Annotated in this window: 17 protein-coding genes; 15 read left to right on the top strand and 2 right to left on the bottom strand. The window is 68.2% G+C overall.

Going from position 1 to position 17,041, the window contains the following annotated elements; all coding sequences use genetic code 11:
- Nucleotides 1-2: 2 nt before the first annotated feature.
- The 15 genes from ACWAT3_RS14595 to ACWAT3_RS14525 all read left to right on the top strand — a co-directional run bounded on the left by ACWAT3_RS14595 (nt 3) and on the right by ACWAT3_RS14525 (nt 14,845).
- On the top strand, nt 3-728 hold the full coding sequence (locus ACWAT3_RS14595) for an L-threonylcarbamoyladenylate synthase (protein WP_460799564.1): 726 nt from the start codon (nt 3-5) through the stop codon (nt 726-728).
- Nucleotides 725-1,936 carry an MraY family glycosyltransferase gene (locus ACWAT3_RS14590; protein ID WP_460799563.1) on the top strand — a complete coding sequence of 404 codons (1,212 nt, stop codon included), beginning with the start codon at nt 725-727 and terminating at the stop codon, nt 1,934-1,936. Before ACWAT3_RS14595 ends, ACWAT3_RS14590 begins: the two co-directional genes overlap by 4 nt.
- Nucleotides 1,933-2,442, top strand: a complete 510-nt coding sequence (locus ACWAT3_RS14585) for a hypothetical protein (RefSeq protein WP_460799561.1) — start codon at nt 1,933-1,935, stop codon at nt 2,440-2,442. Before ACWAT3_RS14590 ends, ACWAT3_RS14585 begins: the two co-directional genes overlap by 4 nt.
- 179 nt (nt 2,443-2,621) lie before the next feature.
- Nucleotides 2,622-3,362 carry a F0F1 ATP synthase subunit A gene (gene atpB, locus ACWAT3_RS14580; protein ID WP_460799560.1) on the top strand — a complete coding sequence of 247 codons (741 nt, stop codon included), beginning with the start codon at nt 2,622-2,624 and terminating at the stop codon, nt 3,360-3,362.
- A 43-nt stretch (nt 3,363-3,405) separates the two neighbouring features.
- Entirely contained in the window at nt 3,406-3,642 is a 237-nt protein-coding gene (atpE, locus tag ACWAT3_RS14575) for an ATP synthase F0 subunit C (RefSeq protein WP_067115091.1), read from the top strand.
- Between the two features lie 27 nt (nt 3,643-3,669).
- On the top strand, nt 3,670-4,218 hold the full coding sequence (locus tag ACWAT3_RS14570; protein WP_460799558.1) for a F0F1 ATP synthase subunit B: 549 nt from the start codon (nt 3,670-3,672) through the stop codon (nt 4,216-4,218).
- The gene (locus ACWAT3_RS14565) at nt 4,218-5,006 is read left to right on the top strand and encodes a F0F1 ATP synthase subunit delta (protein ID WP_460799556.1); all 789 of its coding nucleotides are present in this window, start codon (nt 4,218-4,220) and stop codon (nt 5,004-5,006) included. Before ACWAT3_RS14570 ends, ACWAT3_RS14565 begins: the two co-directional genes overlap by 1 nt.
- 47 nt (nt 5,007-5,053) lie before the next feature.
- Nucleotides 5,054-6,694: a F0F1 ATP synthase subunit alpha gene (atpA, locus tag ACWAT3_RS14560; RefSeq protein ID WP_460799555.1), complete on the top strand. Its 1,641-nt coding sequence runs from the start codon at nt 5,054-5,056 to the stop codon at nt 6,692-6,694.
- 18 nt (nt 6,695-6,712) lie between these two features.
- Complete coding sequence (locus ACWAT3_RS14555; RefSeq protein ID WP_460799553.1) at nt 6,713-7,612, top strand: F0F1 ATP synthase subunit gamma; 900 nt, start codon at nt 6,713-6,715, stop codon at nt 7,610-7,612.
- Nucleotides 7,613-7,636: 24 nt separating this feature from the next.
- Nucleotides 7,637-9,088, top strand: a complete 1,452-nt coding sequence (gene atpD, locus ACWAT3_RS14550; protein ID WP_460799551.1) for a F0F1 ATP synthase subunit beta — start codon at nt 7,637-7,639, stop codon at nt 9,086-9,088.
- A gap of 2 nt (nt 9,089-9,090) precedes the next feature.
- On the top strand, nt 9,091-9,351 hold the full coding sequence (locus ACWAT3_RS14545; protein ID WP_264157494.1) for a F0F1 ATP synthase subunit epsilon: 261 nt from the start codon (nt 9,091-9,093) through the stop codon (nt 9,349-9,351).
- An 81-nt stretch (nt 9,352-9,432) separates the two neighbouring features.
- Nucleotides 9,433-10,188 carry a YaaA family protein gene (locus tag ACWAT3_RS14540; RefSeq protein WP_460799550.1) on the top strand — a complete coding sequence of 252 codons (756 nt, stop codon included), beginning with the start codon at nt 9,433-9,435 and terminating at the stop codon, nt 10,186-10,188.
- Between the two features lie 127 nt (nt 10,189-10,315).
- Nucleotides 10,316-11,014, top strand: coding sequence for a DUF4870 domain-containing protein (locus tag ACWAT3_RS14535; protein WP_460799548.1), 699 nt, complete (start codon nt 10,316-10,318; stop codon nt 11,012-11,014).
- Nucleotides 11,015-11,223: 209 nt separating this feature from the next.
- Entirely contained in the window at nt 11,224-12,000 is a 777-nt protein-coding gene (locus ACWAT3_RS14530; protein WP_460799546.1) for a PP2C family protein-serine/threonine phosphatase, read from the top strand.
- 70 nt (nt 12,001-12,070) lie between these two features.
- Complete coding sequence (locus ACWAT3_RS14525; protein WP_460799545.1) at nt 12,071-14,845, top strand: FtsK/SpoIIIE domain-containing protein; 2,775 nt, start codon at nt 12,071-12,073, stop codon at nt 14,843-14,845.
- 24 nt (nt 14,846-14,869) lie between these two features.
- Here the strand turns inward: ACWAT3_RS14525 and ald are convergent, their stop codons facing one another.
- Together ald and ACWAT3_RS14515 are read right to left on the bottom strand one after the other, a co-directional pair.
- Nucleotides 14,870-15,982, bottom strand: coding sequence for an alanine dehydrogenase (gene ald / locus ACWAT3_RS14520; RefSeq protein WP_460799543.1), 1,113 nt, complete (start codon nt 15,980-15,982; stop codon nt 14,870-14,872).
- A gap of 55 nt (nt 15,983-16,037) precedes the next feature.
- On the bottom strand, nt 16,038-17,033 hold the full coding sequence (locus ACWAT3_RS14515) for an asparaginase (RefSeq protein ID WP_460799542.1): 996 nt from the start codon (nt 17,031-17,033) through the stop codon (nt 16,038-16,040).
- Nucleotides 17,034-17,041 lie beyond the last annotated feature (8 nt).

Raw genomic sequence — 17,041 nt, 5'->3', positions numbered from 1 at the left:
TCATGTCCCCTGTCTTCGACTGCCGCGATGAGGAGCAGCTGCTCGCCGGCATGCGCCGTGCCCGCCAGGCCATCGGCCGCGGCGAGCTCATCGTCATCCCCACCGACACCGTCTACGGTGTCGCCGCCGACGCCTTCTCGCCGACCGCGGTACAGCGGCTGCTCGACGCGAAGGGTCGCGGACGCAACCAGCCGCCGCCCGTGCTCGTGGCAGGGCCCGCGACCCTCAGCGCCCTCGCCGAGAGCGTTCCGGAGCCCGTTCAGCGGCTCGTCGACGCGTTCTGGCCGGGCGGCCTGACGATCGTGCTCCCTGCCCAGCGCTCGCTGAGCTGGGACCTCGGCGAGACCCAGGGAACTGTCGCCGTGCGGATGCCGGACAATCGTGTCGCCCTCGAACTGCTCGAGGAGACCGGCCCGCTGGCCGTCTCCAGCGCGAATCTCACCGGCAAGGATGCCGCCCTCACCGCATCCGATGCGCTCGGCATGCTGGGCGACAGCGTGGCGATCTACCTGGACACCGGGATCAGCCGGGACGGCATCGCCTCGACCATCATCGACGCGACCTCGCTGGTCGCGCGCGGCGAGGACTCCCCGGCGCCGCTGGTCCGGATCCTCCGCGAGGGGGCGGTGACCCGGGAACAACTCGAGGACGTGCTCGGCGACCTTCTCGAGCGTGCCGAACAGCCGGGCGACGTCGATCCGGACGACGTCTCGGACGGCACCGCGTGAAGCAGTACCTGTTCACGATCATCCTCACCGCGACGATCACGTTCGTGCTCTCCTGGGTGGTCTGGCAGCTCAGCCTGAGATTCAAGCTGTACCCGGGCATCCGCGAGCGCGATGTGCACACCACGCCGACGCCCCGCCTCGGCGGGGTCGCGATCTTCCTCGGCATCGCCACGGCGATCGGCGTATCCGCGGCCAACGCGTTCTTCGCGACGCTGTGGGTTCCGCCGCAGACCATGTGGTCGGTGCTGTGCGCCGCCCTGCTCATCGCCGTGATCGGCGTCATCGATGATCTCGTCGACCTCGACTGGATGATCAAGCTCGGCGCGCAGTTCCTCGCAGCGGGCATCATCACGGTGTGGGGAGGGATGCAGATCCTCTCGCTGCCGTTCGGCGAGATGATCCTGTTCTCCAGCTGGGTCAGCATCGCCGTCACGATGTTCGCGATCGTGATCGTGATGAACGCCGTCAACTTCATCGATGGACTCGACGGTCTCGTCGCCGGCGTCTGCCTCATCGCCAACAGCGTGTTCTTCGCGTATTCGTACATCGTGTCGCGCGATATCGGCGCCACCACGTACTTCAATCTCTCGACGTTCCTCGCCGCGACCCTGATCGGCGCCTGCATCGGATTCCTGCCGTGGAACTGGAGCCCGGCCAAGCTGTTCATGGGGGATTCCGGAGCGCTCGTCATGGGGCTGCTCATGGCGACATCGACCGTGGTGCTGACCGGGCAGTGGCCCGCATCCGCTCTTGACCCCGAGGAGTTCGGCCGATCCCAGCTGCTCGGTGCGTTCATCCCGATCCTGCTGCCGATCGTTGTCGTGATGCTGCCGCTGCTGGACTTCGGGCTCGCCGTGTTCCGGCGGATGCGCGCCGGAAAGTCGCCGTTCTCGCCGGACCGCAAGCACCTGCACCACCGCATGCTCGACCTCGGCCACCGCGATCGAGACGCCGTGCTGATCTTCTATGCCTGGACCGCCGTGATCTCGCTCGCGCTGCTGCTGATGTACATCGGCACCAGAGAGGACTGGCCGGGCCAGTACTGGATCGGCGTGATCTTCGGGGCCATCGGCGTCGCGGCCTGCCTCGTAGTCACCCTGATGCCGACGCGGCGCGCAGCACCCTCCGAAACGACCACCGATGACCCGTCGACGGCGGACGCGGCACCCACCGCGGCATCCGCCACCGAAACCCTGGAGCCCCGATGAGCCCGAGTCCTGTCTCAAGCACGCCGATTCTGCGCAGGACCCTGATCTGGTCCGCCATCGCAGCCGGCATCCTGGCGATCCTCGCCGGAGGGATCGGTTTCGCCGTCGCAGGGGGAGAGGGCCTCGTCAGCGGCCTGCTCGGCGTGCTGCTCGCCGTCCTGTTCCTGGGGATCACCGGTCTCAGCATCCTGATCGCCAACCGCTGGTACGGCGACCCGCTCTACGTGCAGTTCTTCTTCGCGATCGTGCTGGGCGGATGGCTGCTCAAGCTCGGGCTCTTCATCGTCATCATGATCGTGCTGGCCGGTCAGCCGTGGATCGTGCCGATGGTCTTCTTCCTGTCGATCGTGGCCGGAGTCGCGATGTCGCTGATCATCGACGTCGTGGTCCTCACCCAGATGCGGCTGCCCAATGTGAGCGACATCTCGCTGCCCACGGTGAATCCGGAGGACGACGACCCTGCGGCCGGTGCCGAGGGCTCTGCGGGGAACGTGCCGAAGTCCTGACTCTGATAGTGTTGAGGAGTGCCCGCTCGTGTCCCATGAGCGCTTGCGCCACCGCATCACACCGACCATCGTCGCCCCGGTCCTGAACCGGTGCCCCGAAGCTGGAGCCCGCGCTGTCTAATCTTGCTGCGACCCTGATTCCCCGCCTGGCCGCCGATGGCGAGTTCCATGGCCCCTCGATGGATGACTTCTTCCCGGAGATCCTGTTCAGCGTGCTCGGGGTGCCTGTGCACCGCATCCACCTGATCCAGCTGCTCTCGGTCATCGCCGTCGTGCTGCTCCTCTGGCTCGGCACGCGCCGCATGCGCGTCGTCCCCGGCCGCTTCCAGAGCGTCGTCGAGATGGGGCTCGGCTTCGTCCGCAGCGGCATCGCGCACGACCTGCTCGGCCGCAAGGACGGCGACCGGTTCCTGCCGATCCTCACCACGATGTTCTTCATGATCCTGTTCATGAACATCACGGGCATCATCCCGTTCCTGAACATGCCGGGTACCGCGATCATCGCCGTGCCGCTCACGCTGGCCGTCATCAGCTACGTGACGTTCATCTACGCGGGCATGAAGAAGAGTCCGCTCGGGTTCTGGAAGAACTCGCTGTTCCCGGCCGGCGTCCCGTGGCCGGTCTACATCATCGTCACGCCGCTGGAGTTCATCTCGACCTTCATCATCCGGCCGGTGACCCTCACGCTCCGACTCATGATGAACCTCGTGGTCGGGCACATGATCCTGGTGCTGTGCTTCTCGGCAACCTGGTTCTTCTTCTTCACTGCCGGCGGCGGATGGTCGCTGCTCGGCATCGGAACCCTCGCCTTCGGTGGCGCGTTCACGATCTTCGAGATCCTGGTCGTCGTCCTGCAGGCCTACGTCTTCACCGTCCTCACCGCGATCTACATCCAGCTCGCGGTGGCAGAAGAGCACTGAGCGGGTCGGCAACTGCCTTCCCACCCAACGAAAGGAAAAACCCGTGGACGCAACTACGGTTCTCGCTGAAATCAACGGTCACATCGCGGCGGTCGGCTACGGCCTCGCAGCGATCGGTCCGGCTATCGGTGTGGGCATCGTCGTCGGCAAGACGATCGAGGGTGTCGCACGTCAGCCCGAGCTGGCCGGCCGCCTGCAGGTTCTCATGTGGATCGGTATCGCCTTCACCGAGGCACTTGCGTTCGTCGGCATCGCCGTCGGATTCATCCCCTTCCCGTAATCCGAACCGACTTCTGAAGGAGACAGGATGCTGAACGCTCTTGTCACGAACCTCGCGGCGGAGGAAGCACCCAACCCGCTGATCCCCGCGTGGTACGACATCATCTGGTCGGCCCTGTGGTTCGTCGTGATCCTCGTCGTGGTCTGGAAGGTCGCCCTTCCGCGCTTCACGACGATGCTCGACGAGCGCTCCGCAGCCATCGAAGGCAACATCGCGAAGGCGGATGAGGCTCAGAAGCAGGCCGAGGCCGCGCTCGAGGAGTACACCCGCCAGCTCGCCGAAGCACGCACCGAGGCGGGTGAGATCCGTGAGGCCGCCCGCGAGGACGGCAAGAAGATCGTCGCCGAGGCCAAGGATGCCGCGTCGACCGAAGCCGCACGCGTGACCGCAGCAGCGCACACGCAGATCGAGGCGGAGCGTCAGGCCGCCCTGGTCTCGCTGCGTTCCGAGGTCGGCACGCTCGCCCTCGACCTCGCCGGTGGCGTGGTCGGCGAGACGCTCTCCGACGACGCGCGTGCCACGGCAGTGGTCGACCGCTTCCTGGCTGACCTCGAAGCATCCGAGGCGGCCAAGTAATGGGCAGCGCGACCACTCAGGCTCTGTCGGCGACGACGACGGCTCTCTCGCAGGCCAAGGGCGTGACCCTCGGCACGGCGGAAGAGCTGTTCGCCGCCGCGCGGCTGGTGGGCGGTTCGTCCCAGCTGAGCGGCGCGCTCGCAGATCCCTCTGCCACGGCCGAGGCGCGCGAGAAGGTCGTCCGCGCCGTGTTCGCAGGGCTGTCGGCGAGTGCGCAGGATGCACTCGTCTCGCTCGCGGCTCAGCGCTGGTCGAGCGCCTCCGATCTCGTCGACGGCATCGAGGAGCTCGCCATCCGCGCGGTGGCGATCGCGAAGCCGAAGGATGACATCGAAGGCGAGCTGTTCGGGTTCCTGCGCGTCGTCGCAGGCAACCCGGAGCTCGAGCTCGCACTGGGCAGCCGCCTGGGCGACGCCGACGCCAAGGGCGCTCTCGTCGAGAAGGTCATGAGCGGTGCCACCGGTGCTCCGGCCACTCTCATCATCTCCTCGCTCGTGCGTCAGCCGCGCGAGCGCCGGGTGCGCCAGCTGCTGAACCGCGCCATCCGCATCGTCGCAGCGCAGCGCGGCCTCATCGTCGCGACGGTGCACACGGCGACGCCTCTGAGCGACGCCCAGCGCAACCGCCTGATCGACAGCCTGTCCCGTCGTTACGACGGCCAGGTGACGCTCACCGAGATCATCGACGCCGGCGTCGTCGGAGGCCTGCGCGTTCAGGTCGCCGATGATGTCATCGACGGCAGCATCTCCGCACGACTCGCCGATCTTCGCCAGAAGCTCGCCGGCTAACACGACTTCGCGCGGGGAACCGCGCACCCAGATACAAAGGGAAGACAATGGCAGAACTATCGATCAGCCCCGACGTCATCCGTGACGCGCTGAAGGACTTCGCCGCCGCATATGAGCCGAGTGGCGCTGCAGCGACCGAGGTCGGCACCGTCATCGACGCCGCCGACGGCATCGCGCACGTCGAGGGACTGCCCGGCGTCATGGCGAACGAGCTCGTCACGTTCGGCGACGGCACCAAGGGCCTGGCGCTGAACCTCGACGAGCACGAGATCGGCGTCGTCGTCCTCGGCGACTTCACCGGCATCGAGGCCGGGCAGGAAGTCACCCGCACGGGTGAGGTCCTCTCCGTCCCGGTCGGCGACGGCTTCCTCGGCCGCGTGGTCGACCCGCTCGGCACCCCGATCGACGGCCTCGGCGCGATCGCCGAAGAGGGCCGCCGCGAGCTCGAGCTCCAGGCACCTGGCGTCATGCAGCGCAAGAGCGTGCACGAGCCGCTGCAGACCGGTATCAAGGCGATCGACGCGATGATCCCCGTCGGCCGCGGACAGCGTCAGCTGATCATCGGCGACCGCCAGACCGGCAAGACGGCCATCGCGATCGACACGATCATCAACCAGAAGGCCAACTGGGAGTCCGGCGACGCGACGAAGCAGGTCCGCTGCATCTACGTCGCCATCGGCCAGAAGGGCTCGACGATCGCCTCTGTCAAGGGTGCGCTCGAGGACGCCGGCGCGATGGAGTACACCACCATCGTCGCCGCCCCGGCATCCGACCCGGCCGGCTTCAAGTACATCGCTCCCTACACCGGTTCGGCCATCGGCCAGCACTGGATGTACGGCGGCAAGCACGTCCTGATCATCTTCGACGACCTGTCGAAGCAGGCCGAGGCCTACCGTGCTGTTTCGCTTCTGCTGCGCCGCCCGCCGGGCCGCGAGGCATACCCCGGCGACGTCTTCTACCTGCACTCGCGTCTGCTCGAGCGCTGCGCGAAGCTGTCCGACGAGCTCGGCGCCGGTTCCATGACGGGTCTGCCGATCATCGAGACCAAGGCCAACGACGTCTCGGCGTACATCCCGACCAACGTGATCTCGATCACCGACGGCCAGATCTTCCTGCAGTCCGACCTCTTCAACGCCAACCAGCGCCCCGCGGTCGACGTGGGTATCTCGGTCTCGCGAGTCGGCGGTGACGCTCAGGTCAAGTCGATCAAGAAGGTCTCCGGAACGCTGAAGCTGGAGCTGGCGCAGTACCGCTCGCTCGAGGCGTTCGCGATGTTCGCGAGCGACCTGGACGCGGCATCCCGCCGTCAGCTGTCCCGCGGTGCGCGTCTGACCGAGCTGCTCAAGCAGCCGCAGTACTCGCCGTACCCGGTGGAGGACCAGGTCGTCTCGATCTGGGCCGGCACCAACGGCAAGCTGGACACGATCGAGGTCTCCGACGTCCTCCGCTTCGAGCGCGAGCTGCTCGACCACCTGCGTCGCAACACTCAGGTTCTCGACACGCTGCGTGCCACGAACGTGCTGGACGACGACACCGTCGCTGAGCTGAACAAGGCCACTGACGCGTTCATCCTGGAGTTCCAGGGCGGCAAGGGGCAGTCGATCGGCGCCCCTGGCCACGAGGAGCACGCTGCGGCAGAGGCTTCGGACGTCAACCAGGAGAAGATCGTCAAGGGTCGTCGCGCGTAACGCGCGGGGTACGCACTTATGGGCGCTCAACTCAGGGTCTACAAGCAGAAGATCTCTTCTGCTCAGACGACCAAGAAGATCACGAAGGCGATGGAGCTCATCGCGGCTTCGCGCATTCAGAAGGCGATGGCGCGCGTGCGCGCGTCATCTCCCTTCGCGCGTGCCGTGACCCGAGCCGTCTCCGCCGTCGCGACGTACTCCAATGTCGACCACCCGCTCACCCGTGAGCCAGAGACGGTCCACCGCTCCGCGGTCGTGATCTTCTCGTCGGACCGCGGCCTCGCCGGTGCCTTCAACTCGCAGATCCTGCGAGAGGCGCTGGAGCTGGCGGAGCTCATCCGCTCCGAGGGCAGCGAGCCGGTGTTCTACCTGGTCGGTCGCAAGGCCGTCGGCTACTTCCAGTTCCGCGGCATCGCGGCGGCTGCGGAGTGGACGGGCGACACGGACACCCCGCACTTCTCCACGGCGGAGGAGATCTCGGCTGCACTGCTCGAGGCCTTCAACCGCGGTGGCGTCGAAGGCGGAGTGGACGAGATCCACCTCGTGTACAACCGCTTCGTGAGCATGATGACGCAGAGCCCGGAGACGGTGCGTCTGCTTCCTCTCGAGATCACGGAGTCGGACGAGACGGACACGTCGGGCGCGGTGTACCCGCTCTACGAGTTCGAACCGGATGCCGAGACCGTGCTCGACGCGATCCTGCCGGTGTACATCCAGAGCCGGGTCTTCAACGCCCTGCTGCAGTCGTCGGCCGCCAAGCAGGCCGCGACGCAGAAGGCGATGAAGTCTGCCAGCGACAACGCCGACAAGCTCATCACCGACTACACCCGTCTGCGCAACAACGCGCGTCAGGCGGAGATCACGCAGCAGATCGCAGAGATCGTCGGCGGTGCCGACGCGCTCTCGTCGAGCAAATAAGACCCTCAAGAAAGAGACGAAGATATGACCCCCACCGCCACAGCTGAGGCTGCGACCGCGGTCGTCGGGCGCGTCGCACGCGTCACGGGCCCGGTCGTCGACATCGAGTTCCCGCACGACTCGATCCCCGAGATCTACAACGCGCTCAAGACCACGATCACGATCGGCGACGAGTCGACCGAGATCACGCTCGAGGTCGCACAGCACCTCGGCGATGACCTCATCCGCGCCATCGCGCTGAAGCCGACCGACGGCATCGTCCGCGGCCAGGAGGTGCGCGACACCGGCGAGGCCATCTCGGTCCCCGTTGGCGACGTCACCAAGGGCAAGGTCTTCAACGTGATCGGCGAGGTCCTCAACGCCGAGCCCGGCGAGAAGATCGAGATCACCGAGCGCTGGCCGATCCACCGCAAGGCGCCGAACTTCGACCAGCTCGAGTCGAAGACGCAGATGTTCGAGACCGGCATCAAGTCGATCGACCTCCTCACGCCGTACGTGCTGGGTGGAAAGATCGGCCTGTTCGGCGGCGCCGGCGTCGGCAAGACCGTCCTCATCCAGGAGATGATCCAGCGTGTGGCTCAGGACCACGGTGGTGTCTCGGTGTTCGCCGGTGTCGGTGAGCGCACCCGTGAGGGCAACGACCTCATCGGCGAAATGGAAGAGGCGGGCGTCTTCGACAAGACCGCCCTCGTCTTCGGCCAGATGGACGAGCCGCCGGGAACGCGTCTGCGCGTCGCGCTGTCGGCTCTGACGATGGCGGAGTACTTCCGCGACGTTCAGAAGCAGGACGTGCTGCTGTTCATCGACAACATCTTCCGCTTCACGCAGGCCGGTTCCGAGGTCTCCACGCTGCTCGGCCGCATGCCCTCCGCCGTGGGCTACCAGCCGAACCTCGCCGACGAGATGGGTGTGCTCCAGGAGCGCATCACCTCGACGCGTGGTCACTCGATCACCTCGCTGCAGGCGATCTACGTGCCCGCCGACGACTACACCGACCCGGCTCCGGCGACGACCTTCGCGCACCTCGACGCGACGACCGAGCTCAGCCGTGAGATCGCGTCGAAGGGTCTGTACCCGGCCATCGACCCGCTGACCTCGACGTCGCGCATCATGGACCCCCGCTACTTGGGCGAGGACCACTACCGCGTCGCCACGACGGTCAAGCAGATCCTCCAGAAGAACAAGGAACTGCAGGAGATCATCGCCATCCTCGGTGTCGATGAGCTCTCCGAAGAGGACAAGATCGTCGTGTCGCGTGCACGTCGCATCCAGCAGTTCCTCTCGCAGAACACCTACATGGCCAAGAAGTTCACCGGTGTCGAGGGTTCGACCGTGCCGCTCAAGGAGACCATCGAGTCCTTCGATGCGATCGCCAAGGGCGAGTTCGACCACGTCGCCGAGCAGGCCTTCTTCAACGTCGGCGCGATCAGCGACGTCGAGGAGAAGTGGGCGCAGATCCAGAAGGAGAACGCCTGATCATGGCCCTGAACGTCAGCCTTGTCTCCGCGGACGCGGAGGTCTGGTCGGGCGAGGCGAGCCTCGTCGTCGCCAAGACCGTCGAGGGGGAGATCGGCATCATGACCGGTCACGAGCCCGTGCTCGCCATCCTCGCGCAGGGCGAGGTGCGCATCACCCGTGAGGACGGGTCCAAGGTGCTCGCCAACGCGCAGGACGGTTTCCTCTCCATGGAGGGCGACACCCTGACGATCGTGGCGGGCAACGCCGCGCTCATCGCCTGATCCGACCGATTCATCTCATCGAGGCGCCCGTCTCCGGTTCTCCGGGGCGGGCGCCTCGACGCGTCCGCCCAGGGAATCACTATGAAGATCCTTCTGCCACCGTCTGAGACGAAGCGCTCCGGCGGTGATCCGTCTCCGTTGCGCGGCGGGCATCTGGCGCTTCCGACGCTGCGCGCGCACCGTGAGAGCGTCGTCGACGCGCTGGTGGCGCTGGCCGCCGACGAGGCCGCGTCCCGTCGCGCGCTGAAGCTGAGCGAGCGTCAGGCCGGTGACGTTCAGCACAACCGGGTGCTGCGCACAGCGCCCACGCTGCCAGCGGTGGACAGGTACACCGGCGTTCTCTACGACGCGCTGGACGCGTCGACCCTGGATACCGCGGCCAGGGCGCGCCTGCATGAGCACGTGCTGATCCACTCGGCACCGTTCGGTCCGGTCGCAGCCCTCGACCCGATCCCGATGTACCGTCTGTCCGCCGGTACGTCCTTGCCGGGCGTGCCGCCGCTCCGGCGGCACTGGGCGGACGCGGTGACGCGTGCGCTCGCGCACGAAGACGCGTCGTTCGTGCTGGACCTGCGCAGCGAGGCCTATGTCGCGCTCGGTCCGATCCCGGCATCCGTTCCGTCGGCGTACGTGCGCGTCGTGACGGATGCCGATGGCGCGACGCGGGCCCTCAACCACTTCAACAAGAAGGCCAAGGGCGAGTTCGTCCGGGCCTTCGCCGAGGACGACGTCCTGCCGGCATCGGCCACGGAGCTGCTCGAGTGGGCCGAGGGTCGAGGAATCCGTCTGCGGGAGGGTCCGGAGCAGGGGATCTGGGAGCTCGTGGTCGCATACTGAAATGTGTGACGTCCTCACCAGGCCTGACGTGTCCGCCCGGCCGGGCGCTTCGTTGCTTGGTCCTGACCGGTATGGGAGAGTAGTCCTGCTTCGGCTTCCGAAGAAGCCACTCCAGGGAAGGACTTCCATGTCGAACGATGCAACCGGATCCGGGGATCCGACGAGCCCAGAGCAGCCAGGGGCTGGCGTGCCGCCGACTCCGCCCACCGCACCGGAGCAGCCCGCAGCGCCTCCGGCGCAGCCTCCTGCAGCACCCCAGCCTCCTGCAGCCCCTCCCGCAGCTCCGCAGCCGCCCGTCCAGCCGCAGCAGCCCGCTCAGGCGCAGCCTGGCGCGCCGGTCTACGGCCAGCCCGCACCGCCCGCACCTGGTTACCCCCAGTCCGCACCCGGTTACGCGCAGCCCGGCTACGCGGCCGCTGGACAGCCGCAGTACGGACAGCAGCCCGGCTACGGCGCACCGGCGTACGGAGCATCCGGCTATGGCGGGGCACCGCTCCAGCCGAGCAACATCACCGCGAACCTGTGGCTCTCGGTGTTCTTCAGCTGGGTTCCGGCGCTGATCTTCTACCTGGTCGAGAAGGACAAGGTCGCGCCGAACTACCAGCGCGCGAACGCGGCCAACCTCAACTACCAGATCATCGTCGTGATCGCGTACGCCGCCGTCGGTCTGCTCACGATCGTCACCTTCGGCATCGCGGCGTTCCTGTACGCGCTGCTGCCGATCGCGCAGCTGATCATCGGCATCATCCACGCCATCAACGTCCCGACGCAGCTGCAGGCCGGCCAGGAGGGCAAGTTCTACCTCGCCCCGAAGTGGGTCAAGTGACCTCGTCAGAGTGATCGAGAAGGAGCCCCCGACGTCTCGTCGGGGGCTCCTTCTCTCTGTGCGGCGACACGGCCCTGTGGATACGGCGCCCGGCGCGTCCGACACCGGATAGCGTTGACGTATGGCGTTCTCGCACCGTTCCGTGTCCACTACGATGTGTGGGAGTCCTGCGGCCACCCGGATCGCCGCTGGTACACCGGAGGAAGCTCGTGGCTGACCGAACAGCGAAGACGCTCGACGTCGACGATCGCTTCACGCTGAGCTGGGCGGGGGCGACCGATCGCGGTCGTCGGCGCGACACCAACCAGGATGCCTTCCTGACCGAGTTCCCGCTGTTCGTCGTCGCGGATGGCATGGGCGGCCATGCCGGGGGAGAGATCGCGAGCCAGAGCACGATCGAGCGGCTTCAGGCCGTCGTGCAGCAGGGCACCGTCGATGCCGAGGCGATCGAGGCCGCCCTCGCCCTGGCCGTCAAGGACATCGCCTCTCATCCGGACACGACGGACGAGGGGACGGGAACGACCCTGACGGGCGTCTACATCGATGTGGTCTCCGACCCGCCGCGCTGGGTGTCGCTCAACATCGGGGACTCCCGCGTCTACCTTCTGCGCGATGACCAGCTCGTGCAGATCACGACCGATCATTCGGTCGTCCAGGAACTCATCGCCTCGGGGCGCCTCAGCCCGGAAGAGGCCGAAGGCCACCCCTACAGCAACGTGATCACGCGCGCGGTTGGAGCCAGCGAGCTGTTCGCCCCGGACTATCTCGGCATCGAAGTGCACGACGGCGATCGATTCGTCATCTGCTCCGACGGGCTGACCAAGGAGCTGACGGACTACGGCATCCAGCACTTTCTGCGCGAGCACGCCGAGCCGGGTGCCGCCGTCGATGCGATGCTGGATGCCGCGCTGGAGAACGGCGGGCGCGACAACGTCACGCTCATCGTCGTTCAGGTCGTCGCGCACTCGCCCTCCACAGAGGCCTGATCGGCTGAATCAGAGCGCGACCCTGTGCACAGGGCGCCAGGGGCGATGGTGAGGGTGTTCGCTGGGCGGCATGACGTCCGATCCCATTTCGCTCCCGGCCGCTGTCGTTCCGCCTCGGCGCCCGCCGATCCCGTTCGTCGCCGCTCTGGTTCCGGTCGCCGCCGGCATCGTGCTCTGGACGGTCACCGGGTCCATCCTGTCGCTCTGCTTCGCGCTGCTCGGCCCGCTCATGATCTTCGGCTCGCTGCTCGACGGCATCCGTCAGCGTCGTCGTGAGACCAGGCGCCTGACGGCGGAGGCCGAAGCGGCGTGGACACGCGCGGAAGACGAGCTCGCCGAACGACGGCGTCAGGAGGGTGCTCAGCTGTGGCGGAGACATCCCGACGTGGCCAGGTGCCTCACGGCGGAGCCGCTGCATGAGGATCAGCCGGTTGATGCCGAGACATCCCTGGTGCTCGGCTGCGGCGAGAGACCGAGTGGGATCCGGCTCGCCGGCGGCGACGACGATCGGAGCCGTGAGATGCGGCGTCGAGCGGCGGTGCTGGACGGCGCGCCTGTCGCGGTCGCGCTGGGGCGCGGTGTCTGCATCCGGGCACCGCGGGCGATCGGGCTGGCGATCGCCAGAGCGCTCGTCGCCCAGCTGTGCCTGAGGTACCTGCCGACCCGCCTCGCATTGACGGCGCCGTTGCCTGAGGGGTGGAGCTTCGGGCACGCCGGAACAGCCGCGCGCGGCGTCTGGACGGTCGGGGTCGGGCTGGGGCGCGATGCCGCGCCGGCGGCGGACTCCGTGATCTGGGTCTGCGAGCAGGGAGACGCCGTGCCGGACGGCATCATGACCGTGATCGACTGCACCGATCCGACCGATGCGACGCTGCGCACTGCAGACGGCGATCAGCAGCTGGCCGTCGAATGCCTGTCCGCGGCGCAGCTCACCGAGCTCGCGCGCGTCAGCGCGGAGCAGGTCGGCGACGCGGCAGCCCTGCCTGAGCGGGTGCGGCTGGCCGAGTTGGCGGCGCCGCCACCGCACCCCGGCGGTTTGTCGGCGGCGATCGGTCGGCGGGTCGGCGGAGACGTCATGGTCGACCTCGTCGCGGACGGTCCGCACGCGATGGTGACCGGTATGACGGGTGTCGGCAAGAGCGAGCTGCTGGTCACGTGGGTGGCGGCGATCGCGGCCACCCATGCGCCGGAGGAGGTGGTCTTCGTGCTCGCCGATTTCAAGGGCGGGACGGCCTTCGATCCGCTCTCCGGCCTGCCGCACGTGACGGCCGTGCTCACCGATCTCGACGACGAGGGTGCACGACGCGGCGTCGAGAGTCTCACCGCGGAACTGCGGCGCCGGGAGCGGATGCTCGCGGGCGCTGCGGCGAAAGACATCTCGGACCCGGCCGTGCGGATGCCGCGCCTGGTGATCGTGGTGGACGAGTTCGCGGCACTGCTGCAGGAGCACCCCGATCTCGGTGCGGTGTTCACCGACATCGCGGCCAGAGGCCGCGCACTCGGCATGCACCTGATCCTCGGGACGCAGCGCGCGGCGGGCGTGATCAGGGATGCCCTGGCGGCGAACTGTCCGCTGCGCATCAGCCTGCGCGTCTCCGATCCCGGAGACAGCCGGATGGTGATCGGATCCGAAGACGCCGCGGACCTCGAGGGAGGACCGCTCGCGCGCGGCATCGCGTTCGTCCGCCGTCCGCAGGATGCGGTCGCCTATGCCATGCGCGTGGGCCTGACGGGGCACGATCATCGCGCCGAGATCGTGGCGCGCTGGTCGCACACCGAGCGCCCGCTGGGTCCGTGGCTGCCCGCGCTGCCGACGATGCTGCCGCTGGAGTCGATCGCGTCGGTCTCCGGCGGCGAGGCGATCATCGGGCTCGCGGATGAGCCGCAGCGGCAGCGGCAGCCCGTCATCACGCTGCGGGCGGGACGCGAGCGCGGGTTCGGCGTGATCGGCGGCCCCGGTTCGGGCAAGAGCTCCGTGCTGCGCACGTTGCGCGCCCAGGACCCCGCGGCTTTCACGATCCCTCCCGACCCCGAGCACGCGTGGGATGCTCTCGGCATCCTGGAACGCGGAGGGACGGCTGCGAGTCTCATTCTGTGTGACGACGTGGACCGGCTGCTCGCCGGCTACCCCACCGACTACGCCCTGGCCTTCGCGGATCGCCTGGAGCAGTTCATCCGCTCCGCGGAGGGGCGCGGCATCGTCCTCACCGCCGGACGCTCGTCCGGCACGGCATCCCGCGTGCTCGAGGCGCTCCCGGAGCGGATGCTGCTGCGGCTTCCCACCCGGAGTGACCATCTCGCGGCGGGCGGCGAGACCGCCACTTTCCTGCGCGAGCGCGCGCCGGGCAGGGGACACCTGGCGGCGCGCGAGGTGCAGGTGGCCTGGGTGGAGCCGGAGACCGATGCGACCGGTACCGTGGGCCCGGCCGTGGAGGACCGATGGCGTCCGCAGCGGCGCCTCGTCGGCGTGATCGGCAACGGGTCCGCGCGCCTTCTCGACGGGCTCCGTTCGGCCTTTTCGGATTGGGACGTCGTTCCTGCGGGCCCGGGTCCCAGCGTGGCAGGGGAGAGCGCACAGGGCTTCGCCGACGGGTCGAGTACCTCGACCGGGTGCATCATCGTCGGCGACGGCGAGAGCTGGCAGCGCGACTGGACGAGGTGGCAGCAGGTGCGTGCCGAGGGGGAGATCCTCGTGATCGCCGAATGCGCAGCGCAGCTGCGCACGATGGTCGGTTTCCGCGAACTCGCCCCCTACGCCCGGCCGCATCGGGCGCGCGCGTGGCGCGTGCTCGACGGCCGGCCTCCGACGCGCGTCGTGCTGCCGCGCGAGACCGAGGCCGGCTGAGCCATGGCTGGCCCGTCCGAGCGGTCAGAGCACCTCAGCGAGCGGCACCAGCGGCAGATCGTGTGCGGTCGCGACGCCGGCATTGACGACCGAGCCGCCGGTCGTGTTCAGCCCGGCGGCCAGAGCACCGTCCTTCGCCATGGCCGTGCGCCACCCGTTCGCGGCGATCGCGCGGGCATACGGGAGCGTGGCGTTGGTCAGCGCGGAGGTCGAGGTGTTCGGCACCGCGCCCGGCATGTTCGCGACGCAGTAGAACACGGTGCCGTGCACCCCGAAGGTGGGGTCGTCGTGCGTCGTGGGATGCGTGTCCTCGAAGCATCCGCCCTGATCGACCGCGATGTCGACCAGGACGCTCCCGGGGCGCATCTGCTCGACCGTCGCGCTCGTCACGAGCTTGGGCGCCCGCGCGCCGGGGATCAGCACCGAGCCGATGACGAGGTCGGAGTCGACCACGGCGCGTCCGAGATCCAGGGGGTTGGATGCCGCGGTCTTGACGCGGCCCCCGAAATGGTCGTCCAGCATCCGCAGGCGCGGGATGTTCGTGTCGTAGATCGTGACGTCCGCACCCATGCCGCTGGCGATGACCGCCGAGTTCGCGCCGGCGACCCCGCCGCCGATCACCGTCACACGCGCAGGGCGTGTTCCGGGGACGCCGGACATCAGGAGACCGAGACCACCCTGCGACCGCATCAGCGTGTGCGCTCCGACGAGCGGAGCGAGCCGGCCGGCGACCTCGCTCATCGGGGCGAGCAGCGGCAGGCCTCCGCCCGCGAGCTGGACGGTCTCGTACGCGATCGCCGTCATACCGGATGCCATCAGCCGGTCGGTCAGCGCGCGATCGGCGGCGAGGTGCAGATAGGTGAACAGCGTGAGGTCGTCGCGGAAGTGCTCGTACTCGCTCGCGATCGGCTCCTTGACCTTCATCACCAGTTCTGCGCGCGCCCACACCTCGGCCGGGTCATCGACCAGGATGGCACCCGCGTCGACGTACTCGGCATCGGGCATGGACGAGCCGGCACCTGCGCCGGTCTGCACGACCACCTCGTGGCCGCTCATCACGAGATCATGAACGCCGGACGGCGTGAGGGCGACCCGGTACTCGTTGTTCTTCACCTCGGTGGGGACGCTGATCCTCATCGTGGCTCCTTTCCTCCCCTCATCGTCGAGGGGGATCACCGCCCCTGGTGGGGGCTCAGATGGCGTTGCCGGGGCGGATGACGCCGACATCGCTCCCGCCGCCGGTGATGGCGAGGGGAAGTTCTTCCGCCAGCGCGCGGACATCCGCGTCGGCGAGTGCGCCGGCGCGCGCGAGCAGGGTCGCAGCGACGATCGTGGAGGCGCGCGCAGCGCCGTCGAGCATCTTGAGTGCGACGGTGGCTCCGTTCGGGGCGACCATGACCATCACACCCTCGGCACCGCCCTTGGCGAAGACGCCGAGCTTCTCGATCGCGATCGTGTCCGGACGCCCTGGGCCCTCGATCGTCCACGGGTTCTCGCGCACCGCGCGCACGAGAGTGCCGGCGACTCGATGCAGTGCGAACGGAGAGCGCTCTGACGCCGAGCCGATCCGATGGATCGCACGGGCGAGGCCCGTCAGCGTCATCGCGTACACGGGAGCGCCGCAGCCGTCGATGGCCGTGTGCGCGATCTTCTCGCCGGTGAGCCGCTCGACCACCTCGCGGATGTGGATCTGCAGCGGATGGGACGGTTCCAGGTAGCCCTGCGTCGGCCACCCGGTCGCCACGCAGGCGCGGAGCATCGCGGCATGCTTGCCGGAGCAGTTCATCCGCACGCGGCTCGCGGAGCCGTGATCGCGCACGAGGTCGTCGCGCGCCGCGCTGTCGCTCGGCCACGCCGGAGGGCAGCCGAGATCGTCCTCGTTCAGACCACCGGCGACGAGCATCTCGCGCACGGTCTCGACATGACGGTCAGTGCCGACGTGGCTCGCGGTCGACAGCGCCAGCTGCTCGCCTTCGAGCGGGGCGCCCGCCGTGATGCATGCCACGGCCTGAAGCGGCTTGAGGCTCGACCGAGGGAGGATCAGCGCATCGGCGTTTCCGTGCCTGGCGATGACATCTCCTTCGGGGGAGAGCACGACGGCAGCGCCGACATGCCGGGACTCGATGAATCCGCTCCGTTCGACGACAGCGAGTTCGACGGCATCCGCAGCAGTGAGAGTTTCCAGCACCTCACAAG

This window comes from Microbacterium sp. GXF0217 (genome assembly GCF_054798195.1).
Note: the sequence above shows the minus strand (reverse complement) of the source record. Positions and strands in the feature narration are given on the sequence as shown.

Bases quoted from the DNA above. Each gene is read 5' to 3' on its own strand.
- ACWAT3_RS14595 (WP_460799564.1), top strand. From the start codon at position 3: ATGTCCCCTGTCTTCGACTGCCGCGATGAGGAGCAGCTGCTCGCCGGC.
- ACWAT3_RS14585 (WP_460799561.1), top strand. From the start codon at position 1,933: ATGAGCCCGAGTCCTGTCTCAAGCACGCCGATTCTGCGCAGGACCCTG.
- atpB (WP_460799560.1), top strand. From the start codon at position 2,622: ATGGATGACTTCTTCCCGGAGATCCTGTTCAGCGTGCTCGGGGTGCCT.
- ACWAT3_RS14570 (WP_460799558.1), top strand. From the start codon at position 3,670: ATGCTGAACGCTCTTGTCACGAACCTCGCGGCGGAGGAAGCACCCAAC.
- ACWAT3_RS14565 (WP_460799556.1), top strand. From the start codon at position 4,218: ATGGGCAGCGCGACCACTCAGGCTCTGTCGGCGACGACGACGGCTCTC.
- atpA (WP_460799555.1), top strand. From the start codon at position 5,054: ATGGCAGAACTATCGATCAGCCCCGACGTCATCCGTGACGCGCTGAAG.
- ACWAT3_RS14555 (WP_460799553.1), top strand. From the start codon at position 6,713: ATGGGCGCTCAACTCAGGGTCTACAAGCAGAAGATCTCTTCTGCTCAG.
- atpD (WP_460799551.1), top strand. From the start codon at position 7,637: ATGACCCCCACCGCCACAGCTGAGGCTGCGACCGCGGTCGTCGGGCGC.
- ACWAT3_RS14545 (WP_264157494.1), top strand. From the start codon at position 9,091: ATGGCCCTGAACGTCAGCCTTGTCTCCGCGGACGCGGAGGTCTGGTCG.
- ACWAT3_RS14540 (WP_460799550.1), top strand. From the start codon at position 9,433: ATGAAGATCCTTCTGCCACCGTCTGAGACGAAGCGCTCCGGCGGTGAT.
- ACWAT3_RS14535 (WP_460799548.1), top strand. From the start codon at position 10,316: ATGTCGAACGATGCAACCGGATCCGGGGATCCGACGAGCCCAGAGCAG.
- ACWAT3_RS14525 (WP_460799545.1), top strand. From the start codon at position 12,071: ATGACGTCCGATCCCATTTCGCTCCCGGCCGCTGTCGTTCCGCCTCGG.
- ald (WP_460799543.1), bottom strand. From the start codon at position 15,982: ATGAGGATCAGCGTCCCCACCGAGGTGAAGAACAACGAGTACCGGGTC.